The 20,011-nt window shown below is 57.3% G+C and carries 20 protein-coding genes; 7 read left to right on the plus strand and 13 right to left on the minus strand.

Features of this window, described 5'->3' with window-relative positions; all coding sequences use genetic code 11:
- Positions 1-730 (plus strand): CoA transferase (locus tag RTM06_RS07995; RefSeq protein ID WP_312181243.1); only part of this gene is annotated, 730 nt, incomplete at its 5' end.
- Positions 731-733: 3 nt separating this feature from the next.
- Here RTM06_RS07995 and RTM06_RS08000 read toward each other — a convergent pair.
- Genes RTM06_RS08000 through ghrA form a run of 3 tightly spaced genes read right to left on the minus strand, consistent with a single transcriptional unit; the run spans position 734 to position 3,022 of the window.
- Positions 734-1,294: a molecular chaperone gene (locus tag RTM06_RS08000; protein WP_008102748.1), complete on the minus strand. Its 561-nt coding sequence runs from the start codon at positions 1,292-1,294 to the stop codon at positions 734-736.
- A gap of 27 nt (positions 1,295-1,321) precedes the next feature.
- Positions 1,322-2,059, minus strand: a complete 738-nt coding sequence (locus tag RTM06_RS08005) for a phosphatase (RefSeq protein ID WP_256696244.1) — start codon at positions 2,057-2,059, stop codon at positions 1,322-1,324.
- A gap of 24 nt (positions 2,060-2,083) precedes the next feature.
- A complete protein-coding gene (gene ghrA / locus RTM06_RS08010; RefSeq protein WP_293798183.1) occupies positions 2,084-3,022 on the minus strand; it encodes a glyoxylate/hydroxypyruvate reductase GhrA in 939 nt (312 codons plus the stop codon).
- A 207-nt stretch (positions 3,023-3,229) separates the two neighbouring features.
- On the opposite strand from ghrA, the gene treA reads away from it, so the two are divergent.
- On the plus strand, positions 3,230-4,909 hold the full coding sequence (gene treA, locus RTM06_RS08015; protein ID WP_312181248.1) for an alpha,alpha-trehalase TreA: 1,680 nt from the start codon (positions 3,230-3,232) through the stop codon (positions 4,907-4,909).
- A 231-nt stretch (positions 4,910-5,140) separates the two neighbouring features.
- A complete protein-coding gene (locus tag RTM06_RS08020; protein ID WP_312181250.1) occupies positions 5,141-7,240 on the plus strand; it encodes a TonB-dependent siderophore receptor in 2,100 nt (699 codons plus the stop codon).
- Positions 7,241-7,303: 63 nt separating this feature from the next.
- Here the strand turns inward: RTM06_RS08020 and RTM06_RS08025 are convergent, their stop codons facing one another.
- Positions 7,304-7,552, minus strand: a complete 249-nt coding sequence (locus tag RTM06_RS08025) for a GlsB/YeaQ/YmgE family stress response membrane protein (RefSeq protein WP_008102737.1) — start codon at positions 7,550-7,552, stop codon at positions 7,304-7,306.
- Positions 7,553-7,738: 186 nt separating this feature from the next.
- Here RTM06_RS08025 and RTM06_RS08030 point away from each other — a divergent pair, with 186 nt between their 5' ends.
- Positions 7,739-8,473, plus strand: a complete 735-nt coding sequence (locus RTM06_RS08030) for a flagellar brake protein (protein ID WP_256696238.1) — start codon at positions 7,739-7,741, stop codon at positions 8,471-8,473.
- Between the two features lie 66 nt (positions 8,474-8,539).
- Here the strand turns inward: RTM06_RS08030 and RTM06_RS08035 are convergent, their stop codons facing one another.
- The 7 genes from RTM06_RS08035 to RTM06_RS08065 form a co-directional block, all read right to left on the minus strand.
- Positions 8,540-10,027: an FGGY-family carbohydrate kinase gene (locus tag RTM06_RS08035; RefSeq protein WP_312181254.1), complete on the minus strand. Its 1,488-nt coding sequence runs from the start codon at positions 10,025-10,027 to the stop codon at positions 8,540-8,542.
- 2 nt (positions 10,028-10,029) lie between these two features.
- Positions 10,030-10,974: a transketolase C-terminal domain-containing protein gene (locus RTM06_RS08040; protein WP_312181256.1), complete on the minus strand. Its 945-nt coding sequence runs from the start codon at positions 10,972-10,974 to the stop codon at positions 10,030-10,032.
- Positions 10,967-11,800: a transketolase gene (locus tag RTM06_RS08045; RefSeq protein ID WP_256696236.1), complete on the minus strand. Its 834-nt coding sequence runs from the start codon at positions 11,798-11,800 to the stop codon at positions 10,967-10,969. Before RTM06_RS08045 ends, RTM06_RS08040 begins: the two co-directional genes overlap by 8 nt.
- 88 nt (positions 11,801-11,888) lie before the next feature.
- Entirely contained in the window at positions 11,889-12,995 is a 1,107-nt protein-coding gene (locus tag RTM06_RS08050; RefSeq protein ID WP_312181259.1) for an ABC transporter permease, read from the minus strand.
- A gap of 1 nt (position 12,996) precedes the next feature.
- Positions 12,997-14,511: a sugar ABC transporter ATP-binding protein gene (locus RTM06_RS08055; RefSeq protein ID WP_110865954.1), complete on the minus strand. Its 1,515-nt coding sequence runs from the start codon at positions 14,509-14,511 to the stop codon at positions 12,997-12,999.
- The gene (locus tag RTM06_RS08060; protein ID WP_312181261.1) at positions 14,508-15,122 is read right to left on the minus strand and encodes a DUF2291 family protein; all 615 of its coding nucleotides are present in this window, start codon (positions 15,120-15,122) and stop codon (positions 14,508-14,510) included. Before RTM06_RS08060 ends, RTM06_RS08055 begins: the two co-directional genes overlap by 4 nt.
- A gap of 13 nt (positions 15,123-15,135) precedes the next feature.
- A complete protein-coding gene (locus RTM06_RS08065) occupies positions 15,136-16,077 on the minus strand; it encodes a D-ribose ABC transporter substrate-binding protein (RefSeq protein WP_312181263.1) in 942 nt (313 codons plus the stop codon).
- 183 nt (positions 16,078-16,260) lie between these two features.
- Here RTM06_RS08065 and RTM06_RS08070 point away from each other — a divergent pair, with 183 nt between their 5' ends.
- On the plus strand, positions 16,261-17,211 hold the full coding sequence (locus tag RTM06_RS08070) for a sugar-binding transcriptional regulator (RefSeq protein ID WP_312181265.1): 951 nt from the start codon (positions 16,261-16,263) through the stop codon (positions 17,209-17,211).
- 105 nt (positions 17,212-17,316) lie between these two features.
- Here RTM06_RS08070 and emtA read toward each other — a convergent pair whose 3' ends face one another.
- Entirely contained in the window at positions 17,317-17,946 is a 630-nt protein-coding gene (emtA, locus tag RTM06_RS08075) for a membrane-bound lytic murein transglycosylase EmtA (RefSeq protein WP_312181267.1), read from the minus strand.
- A gap of 163 nt (positions 17,947-18,109) precedes the next feature.
- Between emtA and ldcA the strand changes: the two genes are divergently transcribed.
- Complete coding sequence (ldcA, locus tag RTM06_RS08080) at positions 18,110-19,033, plus strand: muramoyltetrapeptide carboxypeptidase (protein WP_312181269.1); 924 nt, start codon at positions 18,110-18,112, stop codon at positions 19,031-19,033.
- A gap of 23 nt (positions 19,034-19,056) precedes the next feature.
- Positions 19,057-19,731 carry an MBL fold metallo-hydrolase gene (locus tag RTM06_RS08085; RefSeq protein WP_256696229.1) on the plus strand — a complete coding sequence of 225 codons (675 nt, stop codon included), beginning with the start codon at positions 19,057-19,059 and terminating at the stop codon, positions 19,729-19,731.
- A gap of 1 nt (position 19,732) precedes the next feature.
- On the opposite strand, the gene RTM06_RS08090 is transcribed toward RTM06_RS08085, so the two are convergent.
- Positions 19,733-20,011: hypothetical protein (locus tag RTM06_RS08090; protein WP_312181272.1), on the minus strand; the 279-nt coding region annotated here is incomplete at its 5' end.

Raw genomic sequence — 20,011 nt, forward strand, 5'->3', positions numbered from 1 at the left:
CGCCGGTCCGGTAGCGACGCGTTTTCTCGCCAGCCTCGGCGCGCAAGTGCTGCGTATCGATCCGCCCGACTGGCACGAACCAACGCTCGAAGAGGAGATCACCTGCGGCAAACGCTGTGCGCGGCTTGATATCAAATCCCGCGCGGGGCGTGAACAGCTGCGCCAGCTGTTGCAGCACAGCGATGTGCTGGTATACGGTTATCGCGCTGATGCGCTGGAAAAACTCGGGCTGGATGCTGAGACGCGCCGCAAACTCGCGCCGGGCTTAGTGGATGTCAGCCTCAATGCGTGGGGCTGGAGCGGGCCGTGGCGCAACCGGCGCGGCTTCGACAGCCTGGTGCAGATGGGCTGCGGCATCGCCGAACAAGGCATGCGCTGGAGCGGCAATAACCAGCCAACGCCGCTGCCGGTGCAGGCGCTCGATCACGCCACTGGCTATCTGATGGCTGCGGCGGTGCTGGAAGGTTTACGTCAGCGGTTGATCAATGGCGTTGGCTGGCAGGCGCGCCTCTCGCTGGCACGCACTGCGCGGCTATTACAGCAGTTCGGTGCCGCGCCGGAGAATGTGCAAAACGGTATTCACGCGCAGCACGATGACGCGTTGAGCGCGATAGAGATTAATCAGTGGGGAATTGCCGAGAGATTGCGTGCCGCAGCGTATTTGCCCGGCACGCCAATGATCTGCGCGACGCCGGGCGTCAAGCTCGGCCGCAGCGCAGCCAGCTGGTGACGATTAGGCCTCGTCGCCCTGCTCTTCGTTCAGCTCGTCGTACATCGCCTGAATCGCCTCACGGCTCAGCGCCGCCAGCGTGCGATAAAACGCGGTGGTCGCGTGCGCTTCCACTTTGCCGAGGAACGCGCCGCACCACGGCAGCAGGTACTCATCAAACAGCGCCAGCTGCGCGGCGGATTCATCTTCCGCTGACTGATCTTCCAGCCACGATGCCGCCAGCAGCAGCACGCCAAAGTGATCGGCGGGCGCTTCGCTCAGCGGCATGCCGCGCGCGCTGAGAAACGCACGCACGTCTGCTTCTGCAACCCCGTTCGGCCACTGGGATGCGTACGGCGGCACGCTGCAGTCGCTGCCAACAAACAGCGCGTTGTAGTCGGCGGCCAGCGCCTGCGGATCGCTATTCTGCTGCAGGCGCGTCAACAGTTCATCCTGCTCCAGCGGCCACTGCTGTTGCAGTTTGCCTTCACGCAGCAGAGTGAACAGTGGCACCAGCAGCGGATCCTGCGGCTGGCGATTAAACAGCGAGCCGATGACGCGGCAGAGAATGGAAAACTCATTCATGCAACAGAATTCCTTGAGGCAAAAAAGTTAAAAATCAGCAAATTCGGCAATCGTTTTACCGGTGCGCTGTTCGAGGAAATCGAGCAGGCGACGCGGCGTGACATTTAACACGCGATCTTCAGGAAAATCCACTTCGCTGGTGATGCGCAGGCAGTGTTCGAAATTTCCCAGCGTAAACGCCGTATGCGAATCGGAGCCAAATGCCAGTTTCCCCCCCGCATCGCGCACCGCTTCGGCAATGGCGCGACAGTTCGGTTCGCTGCCGAGGCGCGAATGGGTAAAGGAGGAGTTGTTGATCTCCAGCGCCACATCATAATGCGCGGCGGCTTCGGCTATTGCGCGGATATCCACCGGGAATTTCGGGTTGCCCGGATGCGAAATGATATGCACCAAACCGCCCGCCATCGCCGCAATCATCGCTTCGGTGTGATGCTTTTTATCACGCGGTGCATAAACCGGTTCGTGGAAGCCCGCGACGATCAGATCCAGCGCATCCAGCATCGGGCCGCTGCAATCGATCTCGCCCTGCTGATTTTTGATGTTGGCTTCAATACCGCGCAGCACGCCAACGCCATCAATCACCCGCGGCCAAATGCGCATGTTGACGAAGTGCCAATAGTGCGGCGCATCAGCCATGTCCGGGCCGTGATCGGTAATCGCGAACAGCTTCAAACCATTCTGTTTCGCCTGCGCCACATAATCATGCAGCGTGCTGTAAGCATGCGTGCTGGCAACGGTATGCATATGTAAATCAACGGGATACATCTTCACCTCCTGACCCAATGTGAATTAATAACCGCGCTGGCGATCGACCAAACCACCCGGCTGTTGACCTTGCTCCAGAGCAAGTATGGCATCCGCAATGTAATCCATCGCCTCGGCTGGCAAGGTAATCGCTGCAGTATGTGGCGTGATTGTGACATGCGGATGAGACCACAACGGATGCTGCGGCGGCAGCGGCTCGGTCTGGAACACATCCAGCGCGGCGGCGGCCAGTTGACCGCTGTTCAACGCTGCCAGCAGATCGGCTTCCACCACATGCGCACCGCGCGCCAGATTAAGGAAGCTGGCACCGCGCGGCAACGCGCTGAGCAGTTGGCTATCGATGAGGTTGGTGGTTTCCGGCGTGGTAGGCAGCAGATCGATCAGCACCTGCGTGCCATCAAGGAAGGCATTGAGCTGATCGCGGCCATGGAAGCTTTGCACGCCGTCGATGTGCTTCGGCGAACGGCTCCAGCTGCGTAACGGGAAGCCCCATTGACGCAAACTTTCCAGCACGCTACGGCCTAACACGCCCGCGCCGAGCACGCCAATGGTGAAATTTTCGCGATCGACACCATCCAGCTCCTGCCAGTTCGCCTGCTGCTGCAGTTGACGATACTCCGCGAAACGGCGGAACCAGCCCAGCACGCACCAGTTGGCGTATTCCTGCATCTGGCGCGCCATGCCGGTATCTTCCAGACGGAATAATGGCACATTGTCAGCCAACATTTGTGGGTTGTCACGCAGCTGCTTGAGGATTTCGTCCACGCCCGCGCCCATAGCAAACACGCCTTTCAGCTGACGGCCCGCCAGCATCTCAACCGGCGGCGAACGCACCACCGCGTAATCGGCCGGTGCATTGTCGCCCGGCTGCCAGTAACGCACGCGTGCCTCAGGTAAACGCTGATGCAAGCCTTCCAGCCAGCCCTGCGGCGCCAGCGACGGGTGATACCAGATAATCTCCATTCGACTCTCCTTTTTTTGCTTCAGCCTCAGGCAAATAACCGAACAGGGCAAGCAAAAACCTTAGCCTTGATGCAATTTCTCGCGTGATTAATTCCGGGCGCTTCACATTTCCACCGCTGTACAAGGCTAAGCGGTGCGATTGCGACTAAAGTTGTTCGGGTGGTCAATGCGTTAGCACACCACCTTTTCGGACAAGGAGAAAAACCGATGATAAAAAATGCCGTATTCACGCCCGCGCGTCTGACCTTTTTACTCAGCGCCGCGTTGCTGGCCGCTGCCAGCGCCGCGCACGCCGATGACCAAAGCCGCATGCTCAGCAACCAGCCGCAGCCGCCAGATGTGCGTCTGGGACCGCTTTTCAATGCGGTGCAGCAGGCGAAATTTTATCCGGACCAGAAAACCTTCGCCGACGCGGTGCCGAAATCCAATCCCTCTTCGATTCTGGCCGACTGGCAGATGCAGAAAAACCAGCGCAACTTCGATCTCAAGCATTTTGTCGACAGCAATTTTACGCTGCCAAAAGAGGGAGACAACTATGTGCCGCCCGCCGGGCAAAGCCTGCGTGAGCACATCAACGGTTTGTGGCCGGTGCTGACACGTACCGCGCAAAGTGCCAGCCAGTATGATTCGTTGCTGCCGCTGCCAAAACCTTATGTGGTGCCGGGCGGACGCTTCCGCGAAGTGTATTACTGGGACAGCTACTTCACCATGCTCGGCCTGGCGGAGAGCGATCACTGGGATCGCGTGCAGGATATGGTGGATAACTTCGCCACCGAGCTGGACAAATATGGCCATATTCCCAACGGTAACCGCAGCTACTATCTCAGCCGCTCGCAGCCGCCGTTCTTCAGCTTGATGGTTGACCTGCTGGCAACGCACAAAGGCGACGATGTCTATCGCCAATACCTGCCGCAGCTGCAGAAAGAGTACGATTACTGGATGGCGGACAGCGACAAAGTGGCGGCCGGCCAGGCCAGCAAACGCGTGATTAAACTCAGCGACGGTACGCTGCTTAACCGTTACTGGGACGATCGTGATGCGCCGCGTACCGAATCCTGGCTTGATGACGTTAACACCGCGAATAAAGCGCCGGAGCGTAATAAGCAGCAGGTTTATCGCGATTTGCGTGCAGGCGCGGCATCAGGCTGGGATTTCAGTTCGCGCTGGTTCACTGATGCGCACAATCTGGCGTCGATTCGTACCACGCAACTGGCGCCGGTCGATCTCAACAGCCTGATTTTCCACCTCGAACAGACATTGTCTAAAGCGTCCAAACTGGATAAGCAGGATGACAAAGCCAAACAGTTCGCGGCGGATGCCGAAAAACGTCAGGCGGCGATCAATCGCTATCTTTGGGATGACAAAAAAGGCTGGTACGCCGATTACGATTTCCAGAAGAAGCAGGTTCATTCGCAGCTGACCGCCGCCACGCTGTTCCCGCTCTATATGCAGGTGGCTAGCGATAAGCAAGCTGAGCGCACCGCTTCCGCTGTTGAAAAACAGCTACTGAAACCGGGCGGTCTGGTGACCACCACGGTGAATAACGGCCAGCAATGGGATGCGCCAAACGGCTGGGCGCCGCTGCAATGGGTGGCGGTGGAAGGTCTTGAGCATTACAAACAGCCGAAACTGGCGCAGCAGATTGGTCAGCGCTTCCTGCAGAACGTGCAGGCCACCTACGACAAGGAGCATAAGCTGGTCGAGAAATATGTGGTTGAAGGCGCGCAGTTGGGTGGCGGTGGCGGCGGCGAATATCCGCTGCAGGATGGCTTCGGCTGGACCAACGGCGTGACGCTGAAGCTGCTGGATAAGTACTGTTCGAAAGACAAAACCTGTAATAACGCCGGCGATATCCCGAATATGCCGGTTTTGAGTAGCGCGAAGTAACGTTTTTCCTGGTCAATACGTAGCCGTCGCAGGGTCGCCATTTATGGCGACCATTAACCCGTGTGCGCATTAATGCGCACCCTACAGCCTCATATCGAATTCCGCCCTGCCTGTGTATTTTCCTCACACCCCATTTACAACAACCTCACATCTTGAAACATCCGCCACAAAAGATAATAATTCTCAATCTAATATCGATAGCTATTCCCATTTAAATATCAGGAACCTCTCATGACCTCGCTGTTTACCCTTAACCGTGGCCGCGTTCTGTGCACGCTTGCGCTGGCTTTACCCGCTGCAAGCTTCGCCGAAGAGTCGCTTGTCGTCACGGCGCAACCGCAAGAGAGCGCCACCTCGCCGACGCAGGGCTATCTCGCCACGCGCAGCAGCGGCGCCAGCAAAAGCGATCAACCGCTGATTACCACGCCGCAGTCAATCTCGGTAGTGACACGTCAGCAGATGGAAGATCAGGGCGCGCAGGATCTCAACCAGGCGCTGGGTTACACGCCAGGGGTGTTCACCAACTTCGGCGGGGCCGCCACGCGTTACGACACCATCGCGCTGCGTGGTTTCCACGGCGGCGATGTCGACAACACCTTCCTCGATGGCCTGCGCGTGATGAGTGACGGCGGCAGCTTCAACATCCTGCAGGTGGACAACTGGTTCCTTGATCGCATTGATCTGATCAAAGGTCCCTCCTCCGCGCTTTACGGCCAAACGGTGCCGGGCGGATTAGTGAACATGGTGAGCAAGCGTCCGCAGTTTGCCGAAGAGGGCCACTTCCGCCTGTCGAGCGGCACCAACGCCACCAACAGCGCCGCCTTTGATTACTCCAACGCCATCAACGATCAGTGGGCATTTCGCTTAACCGGCATCACGCGCAACAGTGATACGCAGTACGATCACACCCGCGAAGAGAAATATGCGATTTCGCCACAGCTGATGTGGCAGCCAAGTGAAGATACCAACTTAGTGCTGCGCGCCTACCTGCAGAAAGATCCCTCAGGCGGCTATCACGGTTCGGTACCGGCGGAAGGCACGCTTTACAGCCATAACGGCCGCAAGTTGAGCGACAGTTTCTACGAAGGCGACAGTTCGCTCGATCAGTTCAAACGTCGCGAGCAGATTTACAGCTATGACTTCTCACATCGCTTCAACGAAGTCTGGTCGGTGTACTCCACCGGCAGTTACAGCCACTCGAATACCGATCTCGATCAGGTTTATCAGATTGGCTGGAACGCAACGAATCCTGACCTGCTGAACCGCTACTACTCCGGCGAGCGTTCATCACTGAGCGCATGGGCGAATGACAACCGCTTGCAGGCCGATTTTGCTACCGGCGCGGTGCAGCATCGCGTGACGCTGGGCGCGGAATACCATCGCTATAAAAATGACATCACCAAAGCCAGCGGTGCCGCCAGCGCGCTGAATGCGTGGAGCGGCGAAGAAGTGGGCATCATGCCGGACTTCGACTGGACATCGCAGACGCGCCGCTACTATCAAACCGGTTTATATCTGCAGGATGAGTTGCAGCTTGATCGCTGGCATCTGGATTTGTCGGGACGTTATGACCGCATTGTGTCGGAAAACGGCACCAGCCGTCGTCAGGACGATCACATCAGCGGCCGCGCCGCGCTGCTGTATGCCTTCGAGAACGGCATCTCGCCTTACGTCAGTTGGAGCCAGGCGATAACGCCAGCCTCGTTAACCGATCCGCAGGGCAATCAGCTGAAACCGACCACCTCAGAGCAATATGAAGCGGGCGTAAAATATCAGCCGGTGGGCACGCGCGATATGTACTCAATCGCGGTGTACGATTTGACCCAGGACGATGTCGCCAACCGTAACGTGCTGGACGGCACTTACACGCCGTCGGGCAAAGTGCATTCGCAGGGCATCGAGTTGGAAGCGCGTAATCAGCTGACGCAACGTTTCAGCACCATCGCCGGCTACACGCTGAATCATCTGCGCTTCAAAGATTCGGTGGACGGTAACGATGGCCATACGCCATATGTCACGCCGAATAGCATGGCATCGTTGTGGGGACATTATCAGTTTGACTACGGCTTGAGCGCTGGCGCCGGTGTGCGCTATATCGGCAAACAGTGGGCGGATAACGAGAACACCACGCGTCTGCCATCGGTAACGCTGTTTGATGCGTCGGTTCGCGCCGATCTTGGCGCATGGAACTCACAGCTGAAAGGCGCCTGGCTGCAGGTGAATGCCAACAACCTGACCGATAAAAAGTATCTGGCCGCCTGTTATGGCACCGGTTACTGCTATCGCGGTGCCGAGCGTACGGTCATGGCTACGGTGGGCTACGACTTTTAATCAGGCATAAAAAAATCCGCCATCCTTTTACGGGATGGCGGATTTCATCAAATCGCTATGCTGTTAACTTCGTACTTTACGGTAAATCCACAGCACCACAATGGCACCGATCACGGCCACCACGAAGCTACCGAAGTTGAAACCGTCAACTTTACCGAAACCAAACAGGGTACTGATCCAGCCACCGACAACCGCACCTACCACACCCAGAACCACGGTGATGATAAAGCCGCCGCCATCTTTACCCGGCATAATCCACTTCGCGATAATCCCGGCAATCAGACCAAAAATAATCCATGAAAGAATACCCATGTACTGCTCCTTACGTTATTAATCAATGTGTTCACCGCCTCTAGTATAGACGGGATTTTATGATCTGCCTCGCAACTTGCCGCAGTAAATAATCGTTAGCTAACTAAAGGTTAGCGCAGCCACGCCGATAACTGACGAACAGCATTGTCAGTCGTGAAAATAACAATCGGATAAGTGGAGCAGGACGTGGGAGAAGCCGATAAAGAACAATACCTCAAGCGAGGCACGTTAGCGGTTTTGGGCGTGATGAAGGATCTGTTGCGTTCTCAAACCCCGTTGATGGTGAATTTTTCGCGCGGTCAGTTTATCAGCCGCATGCTGTCAGCCGATGAAGATCAGGTGATCTTTGACCTTGGCAGCAATGCGCTGGATAACGATTTAGCGCTGCAAAGTGGTGAAGTGAATATCTTTGCCGAAACGCACGGTGCCAAAGTCGAATGTAGCTTAATCGGTTTACAGCGTATCGAATTTGAAGGCTTGCCCGCTTTTGCTGCGTCGCTACCCGAACTGGTGTGGCAGATTCAACGCCGTGAGTTCTTCCGCGTCAATGCGCCGCTGGAGCCGGTTTTTTATTGCCACAGCCAGTGGCCGGATGGCAGCACTGCGCGCTTCCGCCTGCAGGACCTGTCATTGGGTGGCGTGGGCGTGCTGCTGGACGAAGCGCTGCCAGAAGGCCTTAATCGCGGCGATACCTTTAAAAAGCTGCGCGTGGATTTGGCTGAATACGGTCACTTCGAGGTGACAGCACAGCTGCTGCACATTGGTGAACGCACCGTGGTGACCAGCAAGAATGAAACCCGCGCCACTCCGCGCCTCAGCTTCCGCTTTACCGCCATCGAGCCGATTCAGGAACGCCAGCTGCAGCAGGTGATTTTTGCGCTGGAACGTCTGGCGCGTGATAAAGCCAACCGTTTCCAGTAAGTCCATCATTCGTAGGGTCGCCATTCATGGCGACCACTCCCCCAGATTTGCACAAAACCGCACCCATCAATGCGGCTGATAACGGCAACGCGCCACCGCATCCAGCCAGCCGTGATAATTCTCCTGCATGCTTTTCGCCTGATCTTCACGCGGCGTAATCACGCTGCCGCCCTGCAATGCCTGCATCTCACTGCCCTGCTGCCACCAGCCTAAGCTGCGGCCCGCTAATAGCGCGGCGCCCAGCGCTGAAACTTCGGCCGTCGGTACGCGTTTCAGTGGCCGCTGCAACACATCAGCCTGCATCTGCATCAACCAGCTGTTTTCCGTGGCGCTGCCATCCACGCACAGCGCAGGAAGTTGCACGCCGCTGGCCTGCTCCATGGCGAAAAACACGTCGGCGATCTGGAAAGTGATCGATTCCAGCGCCACGCGCGCCAGCACTTCCGGCGTTGCCGCATCGGTCAAACCACACACCATGCCGCGCGCTTTTAAATCCCACCAGGGCGCGCCAAGGCCAGAGAGCGCCGGTACAAAATAGATGCCCTGATTGTGTTCGCTGCGCTGCGCCAGCGCGGTGAGTTCTCGTGGATCCTTGATGCCCAGCATGCGGCCCAGCCACGCCGCGCCGGAACCGGTGTGGGTAATGTTGCCTTCAAAGGCATAGCGCAACGTGCCGTCGTGCCACGCCACCGTGGTGCTAAGGCCATTTTCCGTCAGTAGCGGCGTTGCCATCGACATCATCAGTGACGAACCTGTGCCATACGTGGCTTTGACCACCTCTTCGCTGCCACTGCGCTGCGCTTGCAGCGCGGCGTGCGAATCGCCGATGCGCGACAAAATCGGTGTGCCAGGCGCTAAACCGGGCATATCGTTACGTGTCACCACACCTTGCGCACTAGCCGAGGGCACAATCTGCGGCAGCGCCGCGCGGGGAATATGGAACAGCGCCAGCAGTTCCTCGTCCCAGTCGCCGCTGTGCAGGTTATATAACTGGGTGCGCGCCGCATTGGCATGATCGGTAACAAAGCTTTCGCCGCCGCTCAGCTGCCAGCTCAACCAGCTGTCCACGGTGCCGATACAGAGTTCACCGGCCTGCGCACGAGAAAATCCGTTCGGTAGCGCGGCCAGCATGCCGGTGAGCTTACCGGCTGGAAACATCGGATCAACCGCCAATCCGGTAAGCCCGGTGATGCGCGGCGCTTTACCCGCAACACGCAAATCGCGGCAAAACGCCTCCGAGCGGCGATCCTGCCAGCTGACCAGCGGCGTCAGCGGCTGACCGTTATGGCGCTGCCAGATCAGCACCGATTCGCGCTGGTTGCTGATCGCCACGGCCGCAACTTGCGCACCCGCACACTGCGCCAGACAATCGCTCACCGCTTGTTTCACCGCCTGCCAAATCGCCAGCGGATCCTGCTCCGCCAGGCCCGGCTGCGGATGCTCCAGCGTCAGCGGCTGGCTGCCGCGCGCCACCACCTTCCCGGCACGATCGACCGCTATCGCTTTTGCGTTGGTGGTGCCTTCATCAATTGCCAGTATCACCGAACCTGCCATCTTTACGCTCCTGCACAGATGCGCGCTGCACTCTTCACTACGCTGGCGGCATCAATGCCATGTCGGGCACGGGTTGAGGCGCGATCGCCCGCAATCGCGTATTCGCCATCCGGGATGCCCAAACGCAGCAGCGGGATGCCACAGCCGCCTTCCGCCAGCACTTCTGCCACCAGGCTGCCGACGCCGCCGTTGACGTTGTGTTCTTCCACGGTAATGACCGCTGGATAGTGATTTAACAGCTCGCGCAGCTGTTGGGTATCACAAGGTCGAATCGATGGAATGCTGATCACACCTGCTGTAATGCCTTGCTCATGCAGTTGCTCGGCGGCGTGAACCACCTCGTGAACTGTCGAGCCCATCGCCACCAGCACAATGTCATGACCTTCACGTAGAACGTCGATTTGCCCGGGACGGAATTGATAGTTCTCATCGTGCAGCTGCGGCAGATCTTTACCGTCCAGACGGATATACACCGGCCCGACATGCGCCAGCGCATGTTCAATAATCTGGCGGCACTCCAGCGGGCAGGATGGCGCATAAATTTCGATGTTGCCGAAGCCGCGCATCACCGCAATGTCGTCGATGCTGTGATGGGTGCTGGCGAGTGGACCGTAGCTGGCACCGGCATTCAGGCCAAACAGTTTGACGTTAGTGTTGTTGTAGCAGACGTCGACTTTAACCTGCTCATTGGCGCGGGAGACCAGGAATGGCGCGGCGTTGCAGGTCACGGCCACTTTGCCGCCAATCGCCAGGCCAGCGGCGGTGCCCACCAGCGTTTGTTCGGCGATGCCGACGTTAACCAGCCGATCGGGAAAGGCTTTGATAAAGGGCGCAATTTTGGCGGTTGAGGTGGAATCGGCCACCACCGGCACTAAATCGACGCCGCGATTAACCGCATCAATAAATGCCTCGACCATTACCGTCGCCAGGTGTTTTGCATTACTCATCTTTCAACTCCTCCAGTGCCAACTCAATCTCTTCCCCTTTCGGCACGCGGTGATGCCACTCCGGTTTGCCCTGAATAAAGGAGATGCCGAAGCCTTTTTCGGTGTGCGCCACAATCACCTGTGGCTTGCCGCTATTACGCGGCAGGTTTTCGATGGCTTCCACCACCGCCGCCATGTCATTACCGTTGCACTCGCTCACCGCCAGACCAAAGGCGCGCCATTTATCCGGCAACGGATCGGTGTTCATGATGTCGCGCGTATGCCCCGCCAGCTGCAGCTTGTTCTTATCGTTGATGATCACCAGGTTATCGAGACCGTAATGCGCCGCCACCAGCGCGGCTTCCCAGTTGCTGCCTTCCGCCAGCTCACCGTCGCCGGTAACGACAAAAATACGTCGGTCGCTGTTATCTTTCTTCGCCGCCAGCGCAATGCCGACTGCCACCGGTAAACCGTGGCCCAGTGCACCGGTATTCAGCTCAACGCCAGGCGTTTTTTGGCGTACCGGGTGGCCCGGCAGATGTGAATCCGAATGCTGATAGGTCGGCAGCCATTCGGTCGGGAAGTAACCGGCTTCTGCCAGCACGCAGTAATAACCGCCCACCGCATGGCCTTTCGACTGGATATAGATGTCGCGTTGCGGATCGTTGGTGCGATCCGGCGCGCAGTTAAGAATGCGGAAATAGAGTGCGGTGAGGATCTCAACCTGTGAGAGATCGGCACCGGTATGCCCGCCCGCCGGGCTGCCCGCATTGAGCTGAATGATGCGGCGACGCACGGCGCGCGCTTTGGCTGCCAGATCCGCTACCGAATATTTGAAAGGATTCATAGACACCTCTGAATTTTAAAGCATGGATGAATATTTATTCTTGATGGAGAAAAAAAGGTGCAGACAATCAGCGCCTGCACCCAACCGATTAACCTTTTGCCGGGCTACCGCCCTCCTCAATCAGCGCTTTCTGCGCCACCACCGCCGCTTTCTGCTGCATGCGACTCTGCATTTGGTCGATGATCACCGCCACGATAATCACGATGCCTTTGATCACCATTTGCCAGAACTCACTCACGCCCATCATGATTAAACCGTCGGCGAGAAAGCCGATCACGAAGGCACCAATCAGCGTGCCGAGAATGGTGCCGCGTCCACCGGCCAGCGAAGTGCCGCCCAGCACCACTGCGGCAATCGCGTTCATTTCAAAGGAGGTTCCGTTCGCCGGATGACTAGCCACCAGCTGAGACGAGACCACGATGCCGGCAATCGCCGCGCAGAAACCGGAGATGGCATACACCCAGATTTTCACCGACTTCACTTTCACGCCCGAAAGTTCAGCGGCGCGTTCGTTATCGCCAATCGCGTAGACCTGACGACCGAACGGCAGACGGCGTGCGACATAGGCAATCACCAGCGCCAGTAGCACCATCATCCAGATGGCCCACGGCAAACCGAGAAAATAGCCCGCGCCAATCTTGTCGAATCCGGTATTGCCGAGCATTTCATTGCCCTGCAAACCGGGGAAGGTTTCGCCGCCCGACGTGAGCATTGCCGTGCCGCGCAGGATGTACATGGTACCGAGCGTGCAGATGAACGGTGCCACGTTATAGCGCGTGATGATCCAGCCGTTTGCCGCGCCAATCAGGCCGCCAATCAGCAACACAATCGGTACGATCAGCCACACGCTGGGGAAGATGGCGATACCAAACATCGGCAGCACAATGCCTTTGGTGATCAGCAAACCGGCGATCATGCCGCACAGGCCGAGCGTGGCACCGATGGAGAGATCGATGCCCGCCGTGATGATGACAAATGTGATGCCGAGCGCGAGGAAGGCGTTAATGGCGATGTGTTTTACCATGATCACCATACTGCCCACCGCGAGGAAATCGGGCACCGTAATAGCAAAGAAGCCAACAATCAGAAACAGCGCAATAAAGGTGCGCAGTTTGAGCAGCAGCAATATCAGGCTTTCGCGTGAGTTGAACGCTTTAGCTGGCGATGCGAGCGCGAGCGCGCCGTTGTTTTTCATATCAGAACCCTTGTGCGCTTGCTTTAACCAGCGCCGCCTCTTCCGCTTCAGCGCGCGGCAGGTCAGCAGTCAATTTGCCGCCGGACATCACAATGATGCGATCGGCAACGGCCATGATCTCTTTCAAATCAGAGGTGGAAAACACCACCGCAATGCCCTGCTCCGACAGCTTCACCATCATGCGGAACACTTCGCCTTTGGCACCGACATCGATGCCACGGCTCGGTTCATCCAGCAGCAGCAAGCGCGGATTGGTCAGCAGCGAACGACCAATCACCACCTTTTGCTGATTGCCGCCGCTCAGCGCGCTGATGGCAACATCCGGCGAGGAGATTTTGATCGCCAGATTGCCGACTGTGCTGGTCACCACTTCGCGTTCCGCCTGCTCTGAAATCACCGTGCGATGCGACAGACGTCGCCACAGGCTGGCAATGGTGAGATTGCTCGCCACCGATGAGATGGGAAAAATGCCCGAGCGTTTGCGATCTTCCGGCACCAGACTCATGCCCATGCGAATGCGTTCAGCGGTCGGCAGACGCGTCGGCAACGGTTTGCTGTCGAGCCACAGCTTGCCGAGATAGTTACGCTGCGTGCCGAGCAAACACTCGAACAGCTCGGTACGCCCCGCGCCCATCAACCCGTAAATGCCGACGATTTCACCGGAACGCACCTGGAAGCTGACATCATCCACCAGCGTGTTGCCGTTCGGACTGACGCAGGTGATGTGTTCGGCTTCCAGCACCGGCGCACCGAACTGGCGATCCGGCGGCAGAAAGGTGCCCACCGGTTCGCTGCCCAGCATTTCGCGTACGATCCACGGCACGTCGATATCGCTGACCTGCGCTTCGGCTTGAAAACGCCCGTCGCGCAGAATGGTGATCACATCGCCAATCGCCATCAGTTCTTCGAGCCGATGCGAGATATAGATGATGGAAACGCCCTGACGCGTCAGTTCGCGGATCACCCGAAACAGGATCTCCACTTCGGTTTTGCTCAGCGCCGAGGTCGGTTCATCGAGGATCAGAATGTCGGCGTCCTCCGCCAGCGCTTTGGCGATCTCCACCAGCTGCTGCTGGCCAACCTTCAGGCTGCCCACCTTCTCATCCGGTGAAATCGGCTGATCGAGGCGCTGCATCAAGGCGGCGGTGCGGCGTTTCTGCTCGGCTTCATTGATGGGCCGAATGCCACTCTGAATTTCGCGGCCGAGGAAAATGTTCTCCGCCACGCTGAGATTCTCAAACAGATTGAGTTCCTGATGCACCATACCAATGCCGTGGCGCGCAGCGTCTCGCGTGCTGTGAAACGCCACTTTGTTGCCATTGAGGAACATCTCACCGCTGGTCGGCTGCTGCACGCCGGCAAGAATCTTCATCAGCGTCGATTTCCCCGCGCCGTTCTCGCCGATGATGACGTTGACTTTGCCGCGCCACACGCGGTAATCCACACGATCCAGCGCTAAGGTGCCGGGGAACAGCATCGACATCTGATTGGCTTGCAGAATGATCTCATCGCTCATTTTGGATTCCCCTGCTGCAGCTGCACCGCCACCACATCTTCCACTGTGCCCGCGCCCATGCTGACGGCAAGCAGCGCTTGCGCCGGTTTGCCCACCCAGCTGGCATCCACCGCTGGCAGCTGTTTCACCGCATGGCGATTCAGTGCTTTGGTGAGTTGCGCGTATTGCACCTGATTGGTGAACTCTTCAAAGCGGAAACCGGCCGCATCGCGTATGGCGTTGCCGCGCAGCACCGGACCAATCGACACTTTCACCGGTTTGCCGTTGATGGTCATGGTGAGGCTGCGTTCCCGATCGTTGCTGTTATCAAATGCCGTCACCGTGCCCGCAGCGCGCACAAACACGCTTTCGCTGCCGCCGGCTTTGACGGTATGGCTTTTGGTTTCCATATCTGCCCAGCTCAGCGCCTGCTTCTCAGCCGGTTGCTGCACGCGGCTGGCCCAGCTTGATTCCGCAATCTGCTGCGGCGTTTGATCGCTGTAGCCCAGTTTGGCGTTGGGATCTTTCGGCATGATGGGTTTGCCGTCGGCATCCAGATCCACCACGGTGCAGGCGGCTAACATCAGCGTCAGCAGCGCCACCAGCATGCCGCTCAGCGCTTTCCCCTTCATGCCGACCTCCATGTTATTGCGCCAGCTTGAAGGTTTTCAGCTTCGCGGCGTTGCTGTCGTCAATCAGCACGCAATCCATCAGCTGCTTCTCCTCTTTCTGCGCTTTGCCGTTCTTCAGGTAGTAATCCACCTGCTCAACGGCCATCTGCGCCTGCTCCCAGCCCGGCTGCAGCACGGTGGCTTTGATGTTGCCTTTATTAAGGATGGAGTCGCGGGTGTAATCGCTGCCGTCGAAGCCGACCACAATCACATTGGTTTTGCCCGCCGCTTTCAGCGCGGCTTCCGCACCAAGCGCCATGGTGTCGTTACCGGAGATCACGCCAACGATATTCGGGTTCTTCTGCAGGATGGTTTCCATGCGGCTGAAGGCTTCGGTCTGGCTCCAGTTGGCACTCTGCTGCGCCACCATTTTTAGATCGGGATAATCATCCAGCACGTCGTGATAGCCCTGCGAACGCACGCCCGCATTGGTATCCGACTCTTTACCCAGCAGCTCGACGTAATCCCCTTTACCGTTCAGCAGCTTGGCGAACTTCTCCGCACCGAGCTGTGCGCCTTGGTAGTTGTTGGAGACAATTTGCGCCACGGCAATGCCGGTTTTGTTGATTTCGCGGTCAATCAGGAAGGTAGGAATGCCGGCATCTTTGGCTTTTTGCACCGGGCCAACCGTGGCATCCGCACCGGCGTTATCGAGGATGATGGCTTTGGCTTTGCGCGCGATGGCGGTTTCGATTAGCTGGTTTTGCTTATTCACGTCATCATCGTGTGAGGCTACCAGCGTGGTGTAACCGAGCGCTTTGGCTTTTTCCTGCGCGCCATCGGCTTCCGCCTTAAAGAACGGGTTGTCATGCGATGGCGTAATGATGGCCAGCAACCCCTTATCCGCCGCCAGCGACGCCGCCGAGATCATCATGATTGAAGCAAGTAGAGAGATTTTGAGGACAGAGGCTTTCATTTGTTATCTCCGATTGAATATATATTCAATTGCGATTTTATATGCATAATGACTATGCGCTGGCTTTCTGAGCACGTCCATTGCCCGATCCTCAAAAAGCGAAAACGATCACAAAATGTTCTGCGTTGTTATTTATGACAGGCTGATTAACAATACCAGGCAGGTTAAGAGAGAGAAAAAACCATGGCAAAACAGGACGAACAGCGGCTGATGGTGAAAATCGCCACGCTTTATTATGTGGAAGGCAGGAAGCAGTCCGACATTGCGCAGCTGCTGAAGCTGTCGCAATCCTTTGTGTCGCGCATCCTCAATCGCAGCGTGAAAGAAGGTGTGGTGAAGATCAGCGTAGTGCCGCCGGCCAATGTATTCCCTGAGCTGGAAAAAGCCATTGAGCAGCTGTACCAACTGCCGCAGGTGATTGTGGTGGATGTGCCGGATCAGGCGTCGGCGTTGCAGATTAAACAGGCGATTGGTTCCGCCGCCGCGCACTATCTGGAAACACGAGTACGCGCCGATGAGCTGATTGGCATTTCATCCTGGAGCGGCACGATTCGCGCGATGGTGGATGCGCTGCATCCGCTTAGCGCGCCATGCAAAGGCGTGATTCAGCTGCTGGGTGGCGTGGGCGCCAACGGCAACGTGCAGGCCACGATTTTGACGCAGAATCTGGCGGCGCTGCTGGATTGCCCGGCGTGGCTGCTGCCGTCGCAGTCGATTGAGCATTCAGTGCAGGATCGCCAGCGTTTGTCGGTGAATCCCGATGTCGCGGTGGTACTGGAAAAGTTTGATCAGGTGGATCTGGCGATTGTCGGCATTGGTGATCTCGAGCCTTCCGCCCTGCTGCGCAACTCCGGCAACTATTACGACGGTGAGATGCTGCAAACGCTGGCCGAGCGCGGCGCAGTGGGCGATATCTGCCTGCACTATTTTGACGCCGATGGTCAGCCGGTGCTGAGCGCAGAGGAAGATCCGGTAATTGGCATGGAGCTGGCGCAGGTAAAACGCTGCCCGCAGGTGGTGGCGTTAGCGGGTGGCAAAGATAAAGCGCAGGCGATTCGCGGGGCGTTGCGCGGCGGTTATGTGCAGGTGTTGATTGTGGATTATCCGACGGCGAGATTATTGGTGGAGGGTTAGTTTGGTGGGGTATTGGCAGGGTCGCCATGATGGTGGGGTTGTTGATAAGGTCGCCATGATGGTGCGGTTATTGGCAAGGTCGCCATGAATGGCGACCCTACGTCATCAACCGATGGTGCGGTAGGCGGTGGTGACTTTCCACAAATAACGCGGAGCCTGCGCCGCCGGATGCTTGTTCTGTACGTGCTGGTAAAACTCGTCCGGCGTCATGGCGTTGATCATCGCAATCGCACGATCGCGGTCACGCGAGAAGGTCCGCAGCAAGGCACCGGCACCGTTGGCGTAGGACACGATAGTGGCGTAACGCAGCGTCAGCGGATCGCGAATCCCGGCTAATGCGGAGTCCTGCAAAATTTTCAGGTAGGCGGCGCCGATATCGATGTTCTTCGCCGGATCGCGCAGCTCGGAAGAGGATGGCTGACCGTGACGGCCCTGGGTGCGATACACTTCGCGGCCTGCCGTCGAAGCCTTAATTTGCATCAGACCGACCGCATTGGAACGGCTCACCACGCTGGGATTGCCTCCGGATTCGACACTAATAATGGCGCTGATTAACTTCTCATCAACGCCATAATGACTGGCGGCATCTTCGGTAAACATTGACCATGCATCATTCACTTTCGACGGCGGTGCCTGGGTCAACGGCGTATTCTTCTCGGGCAGTGCCGGTTTTTCCGGCTCGCTTGAACAGCCAGCAAGCAGCAGTGCAGAAAGCATAAGTAGGCGAATTTTCACTGATTTTTGGTTCCGCAATAGGGTTGGCGCAAGCTATCATACCTGGCGCAGCGCGATGCAAAATTACCGTTTATCCTAAATCGGTTAAAAACCTTATGCTACCGTGACTTCGATAACGCATTTCGTCATCATCGGCAGGCCACTCTACAGCAGGATGGAAGTTATGGTTACTCCCCGCACGCTACGTCTTATCGCCCCTTCCGGCTATTGCCACAATCAGGATGCCGCCCAACGCGCAGTGCATCGTTTACAGGCCGCAGGCCATCATCTTGAGAATCTCTCTGCCATCACCCGCCGCTTTCAACGCTTTGCTGGCGATGATGCGCAGCGGCTGAATGATATCAATGCGCTGGCTACGCTGGAGGCGCTGCCTGATATCGTGCTGGCGGTGCGTGGCGGCTATGGCGCTTCACGCTTGCTGGATAAGATCGATTACGTGGGTCTGCAACGTCGATTGCTCAATCAACCGGTGGCGCTGTGCGGCCACAGCGATTTCACCGCGTTGCAGCTGGCGTTGCTGGCGCAAATCGGCCTGATTACCTTCAGCGGCCCGATGCTGGCCGGTAACTTTGGTGCAGAGGCATTATCTGATTTTACCGAGTCGCACTTTTGGCAAGCGCTAACATCACCTACAGTTAATCTAAGCTGGCCGAGCGTAAGCCCGGATCATGGCCGCTGGCAAGGCACCTTATGGGGCGGCAATTTAGCGATGATCTGCTCACTGATTGGTACGCCGTGGATGCCACAAATTGAAGGTGGCATTCTGGTAATTGAAGATGTGAACGAACATCCGTTCCGCATCGAGCGCATGCTGATTCAGCTGCAGCAGAGTGGCATTTTATCGCGACAGCAAGCGATTATTACCGGCAGCTTCACCAGCACTTCGCTGTCGGCGTATGATAACGGTTTTGATTTTGCCACCGTGTGGCAGCGCATCCGTGACGAGTTTCAGATTCCGGTGATCACCGATCTGGCTTTTGGACACGATGCCGATACCGTGACGCTGCCGCTGGGTGCCAGCGCCACGTTGCAGATTGAGAAGGGAGAAGCACAGTTCGCCTTCACCGGCCACCCGACATTGCGCTAACGTGTTGCCGCAGGAGACCGACAATGAAGCCACTGTATGACGATTTGTGGATCTCCACGCCAGAATTCCCCGCTGAAGAGACGGCAAGTGATCTAATGATGCATGGCTTTATGCTGTGCCACCCCCGCGGCAATTTATTGATTGGTCGCGTGGAGCATCCGCTCGATCATGAATTCCTCAACGATGCCGGCGGCGTGATTCGCCACTATTTGACCCACTGGCATGAAGCCGCGCCGGGCGCGATCGCCATTCAGCAGCGCTTTAATAGCGCGCTCTATTGCCACAGTCGTTCGCTGGGGCCGGTAAGTTTAGTGATTGAACCTGACGAAACCTTTACCCAGCAAGAGACGCACTTCGGCGATTTTCACCTGTTGCCGACGCCCGGACATACGCCTGGCAGCAGCAGCTACCTCTATCACTCGCCGCTCGGCCAGACTTATCTGTTTGTCGGCGATACGTTGACCCGCGACTATAACCGCTGGATCAGCGTGCTGATGCCAGACAGCAATCCCACCGAACTGCAGCAGTCGCTGGAGCTTTATCGCTCATTGCGTCCCGATGTGGTGTTGATGAGCACCACGCGCGGACATCTGTCGTGGGCGAAGGTGAATTTGCAGAGCTGGCTGGCAGCCATCGATGAGGCGGAACAGTCACCGCTGGATTTGCGCCAGCGGCAACTGATCAAACCAGGATATTAACTCACGAGTTTGGGCGTGCGCTATCGTCGTAGCGTTCCAGCGACAGAATCTGTGCATCGCGCTTATCGGTACGGCTGCAGGGCAACAGCTTGTTGCTGTTGGCGTAGACGAAGAATGTTTCATCGTTCTTTTTATTCACGATTAACTGATCGCCATTACGAAAACGGGTGATGGCAACTTTGTCACCGCCTTTCAGGCTGGTGCGCTGCTGCCCGGCAGCGATCTGGAAGTGACGCGTTGGCCACATTAAGGTACTCAAACCATACTCGGCACGCGATAC

The organism is Pantoea sp. CTOTU46764 (genome assembly GCF_031974595.1).
In the GTDB taxonomy this organism is placed as follows: Bacteria; Pseudomonadota; Gammaproteobacteria; order Enterobacterales; family Enterobacteriaceae; genus Pantoea; species Pantoea trifolii.

What these genes read in the sequence shown, in the direction of transcription:
- RTM06_RS08000 (WP_008102748.1), bottom strand. Translation starts at nt 1,294, where the DNA reads ATGAATGAGTTTTCCATTCTCTGCCGCGTCATCGGCTCGCTGTTTAAT.
- RTM06_RS08005 (WP_256696244.1), bottom strand. Translation starts at nt 2,059, where the DNA reads ATGTATCCCGTTGATTTACATATGCATACCGTTGCCAGCACGCATGCT.
- ghrA (WP_293798183.1), bottom strand. Translation starts at nt 3,022, where the DNA reads ATGGAGATTATCTGGTATCACCCGTCGCTGGCGCCGCAGGGCTGGCTG.
- treA (WP_312181248.1), top strand. Translation starts at nt 3,230, where the DNA reads ATGATAAAAAATGCCGTATTCACGCCCGCGCGTCTGACCTTTTTACTC.
- RTM06_RS08020 (WP_312181250.1), top strand. Translation starts at nt 5,141, where the DNA reads ATGACCTCGCTGTTTACCCTTAACCGTGGCCGCGTTCTGTGCACGCTT.
- RTM06_RS08025 (WP_008102737.1), bottom strand. Translation starts at nt 7,552, where the DNA reads ATGGGTATTCTTTCATGGATTATTTTTGGTCTGATTGCCGGGATTATC.
- RTM06_RS08035 (WP_312181254.1), bottom strand. Translation starts at nt 10,027, where the DNA reads ATGGCAGGTTCGGTGATACTGGCAATTGATGAAGGCACCACCAACGCA.
- RTM06_RS08040 (WP_312181256.1), bottom strand. Translation starts at nt 10,974, where the DNA reads ATGAGTAATGCAAAACACCTGGCGACGGTAATGGTCGAGGCATTTATT.
- RTM06_RS08045 (WP_256696236.1), bottom strand. Translation starts at nt 11,800, where the DNA reads ATGAATCCTTTCAAATATTCGGTAGCGGATCTGGCAGCCAAAGCGCGC.
- RTM06_RS08050 (WP_312181259.1), bottom strand. Translation starts at nt 12,995, where the DNA reads ATGAAAAACAACGGCGCGCTCGCGCTCGCATCGCCAGCTAAAGCGTTC.
- RTM06_RS08055 (WP_110865954.1), bottom strand. Translation starts at nt 14,511, where the DNA reads ATGAGCGATGAGATCATTCTGCAAGCCAATCAGATGTCGATGCTGTTC.
- RTM06_RS08060 (WP_312181261.1), bottom strand. Translation starts at nt 15,122, where the DNA reads ATGAAGGGGAAAGCGCTGAGCGGCATGCTGGTGGCGCTGCTGACGCTG.
- RTM06_RS08065 (WP_312181263.1), bottom strand. Translation starts at nt 16,077, where the DNA reads ATGAAAGCCTCTGTCCTCAAAATCTCTCTACTTGCTTCAATCATGATG.
- RTM06_RS08070 (WP_312181265.1), top strand. Translation starts at nt 16,261, where the DNA reads ATGGCAAAACAGGACGAACAGCGGCTGATGGTGAAAATCGCCACGCTT.
- ldcA (WP_312181269.1), top strand. Translation starts at nt 18,110, where the DNA reads ATGGTTACTCCCCGCACGCTACGTCTTATCGCCCCTTCCGGCTATTGC.
- RTM06_RS08085 (WP_256696229.1), top strand. Translation starts at nt 19,057, where the DNA reads ATGAAGCCACTGTATGACGATTTGTGGATCTCCACGCCAGAATTCCCC.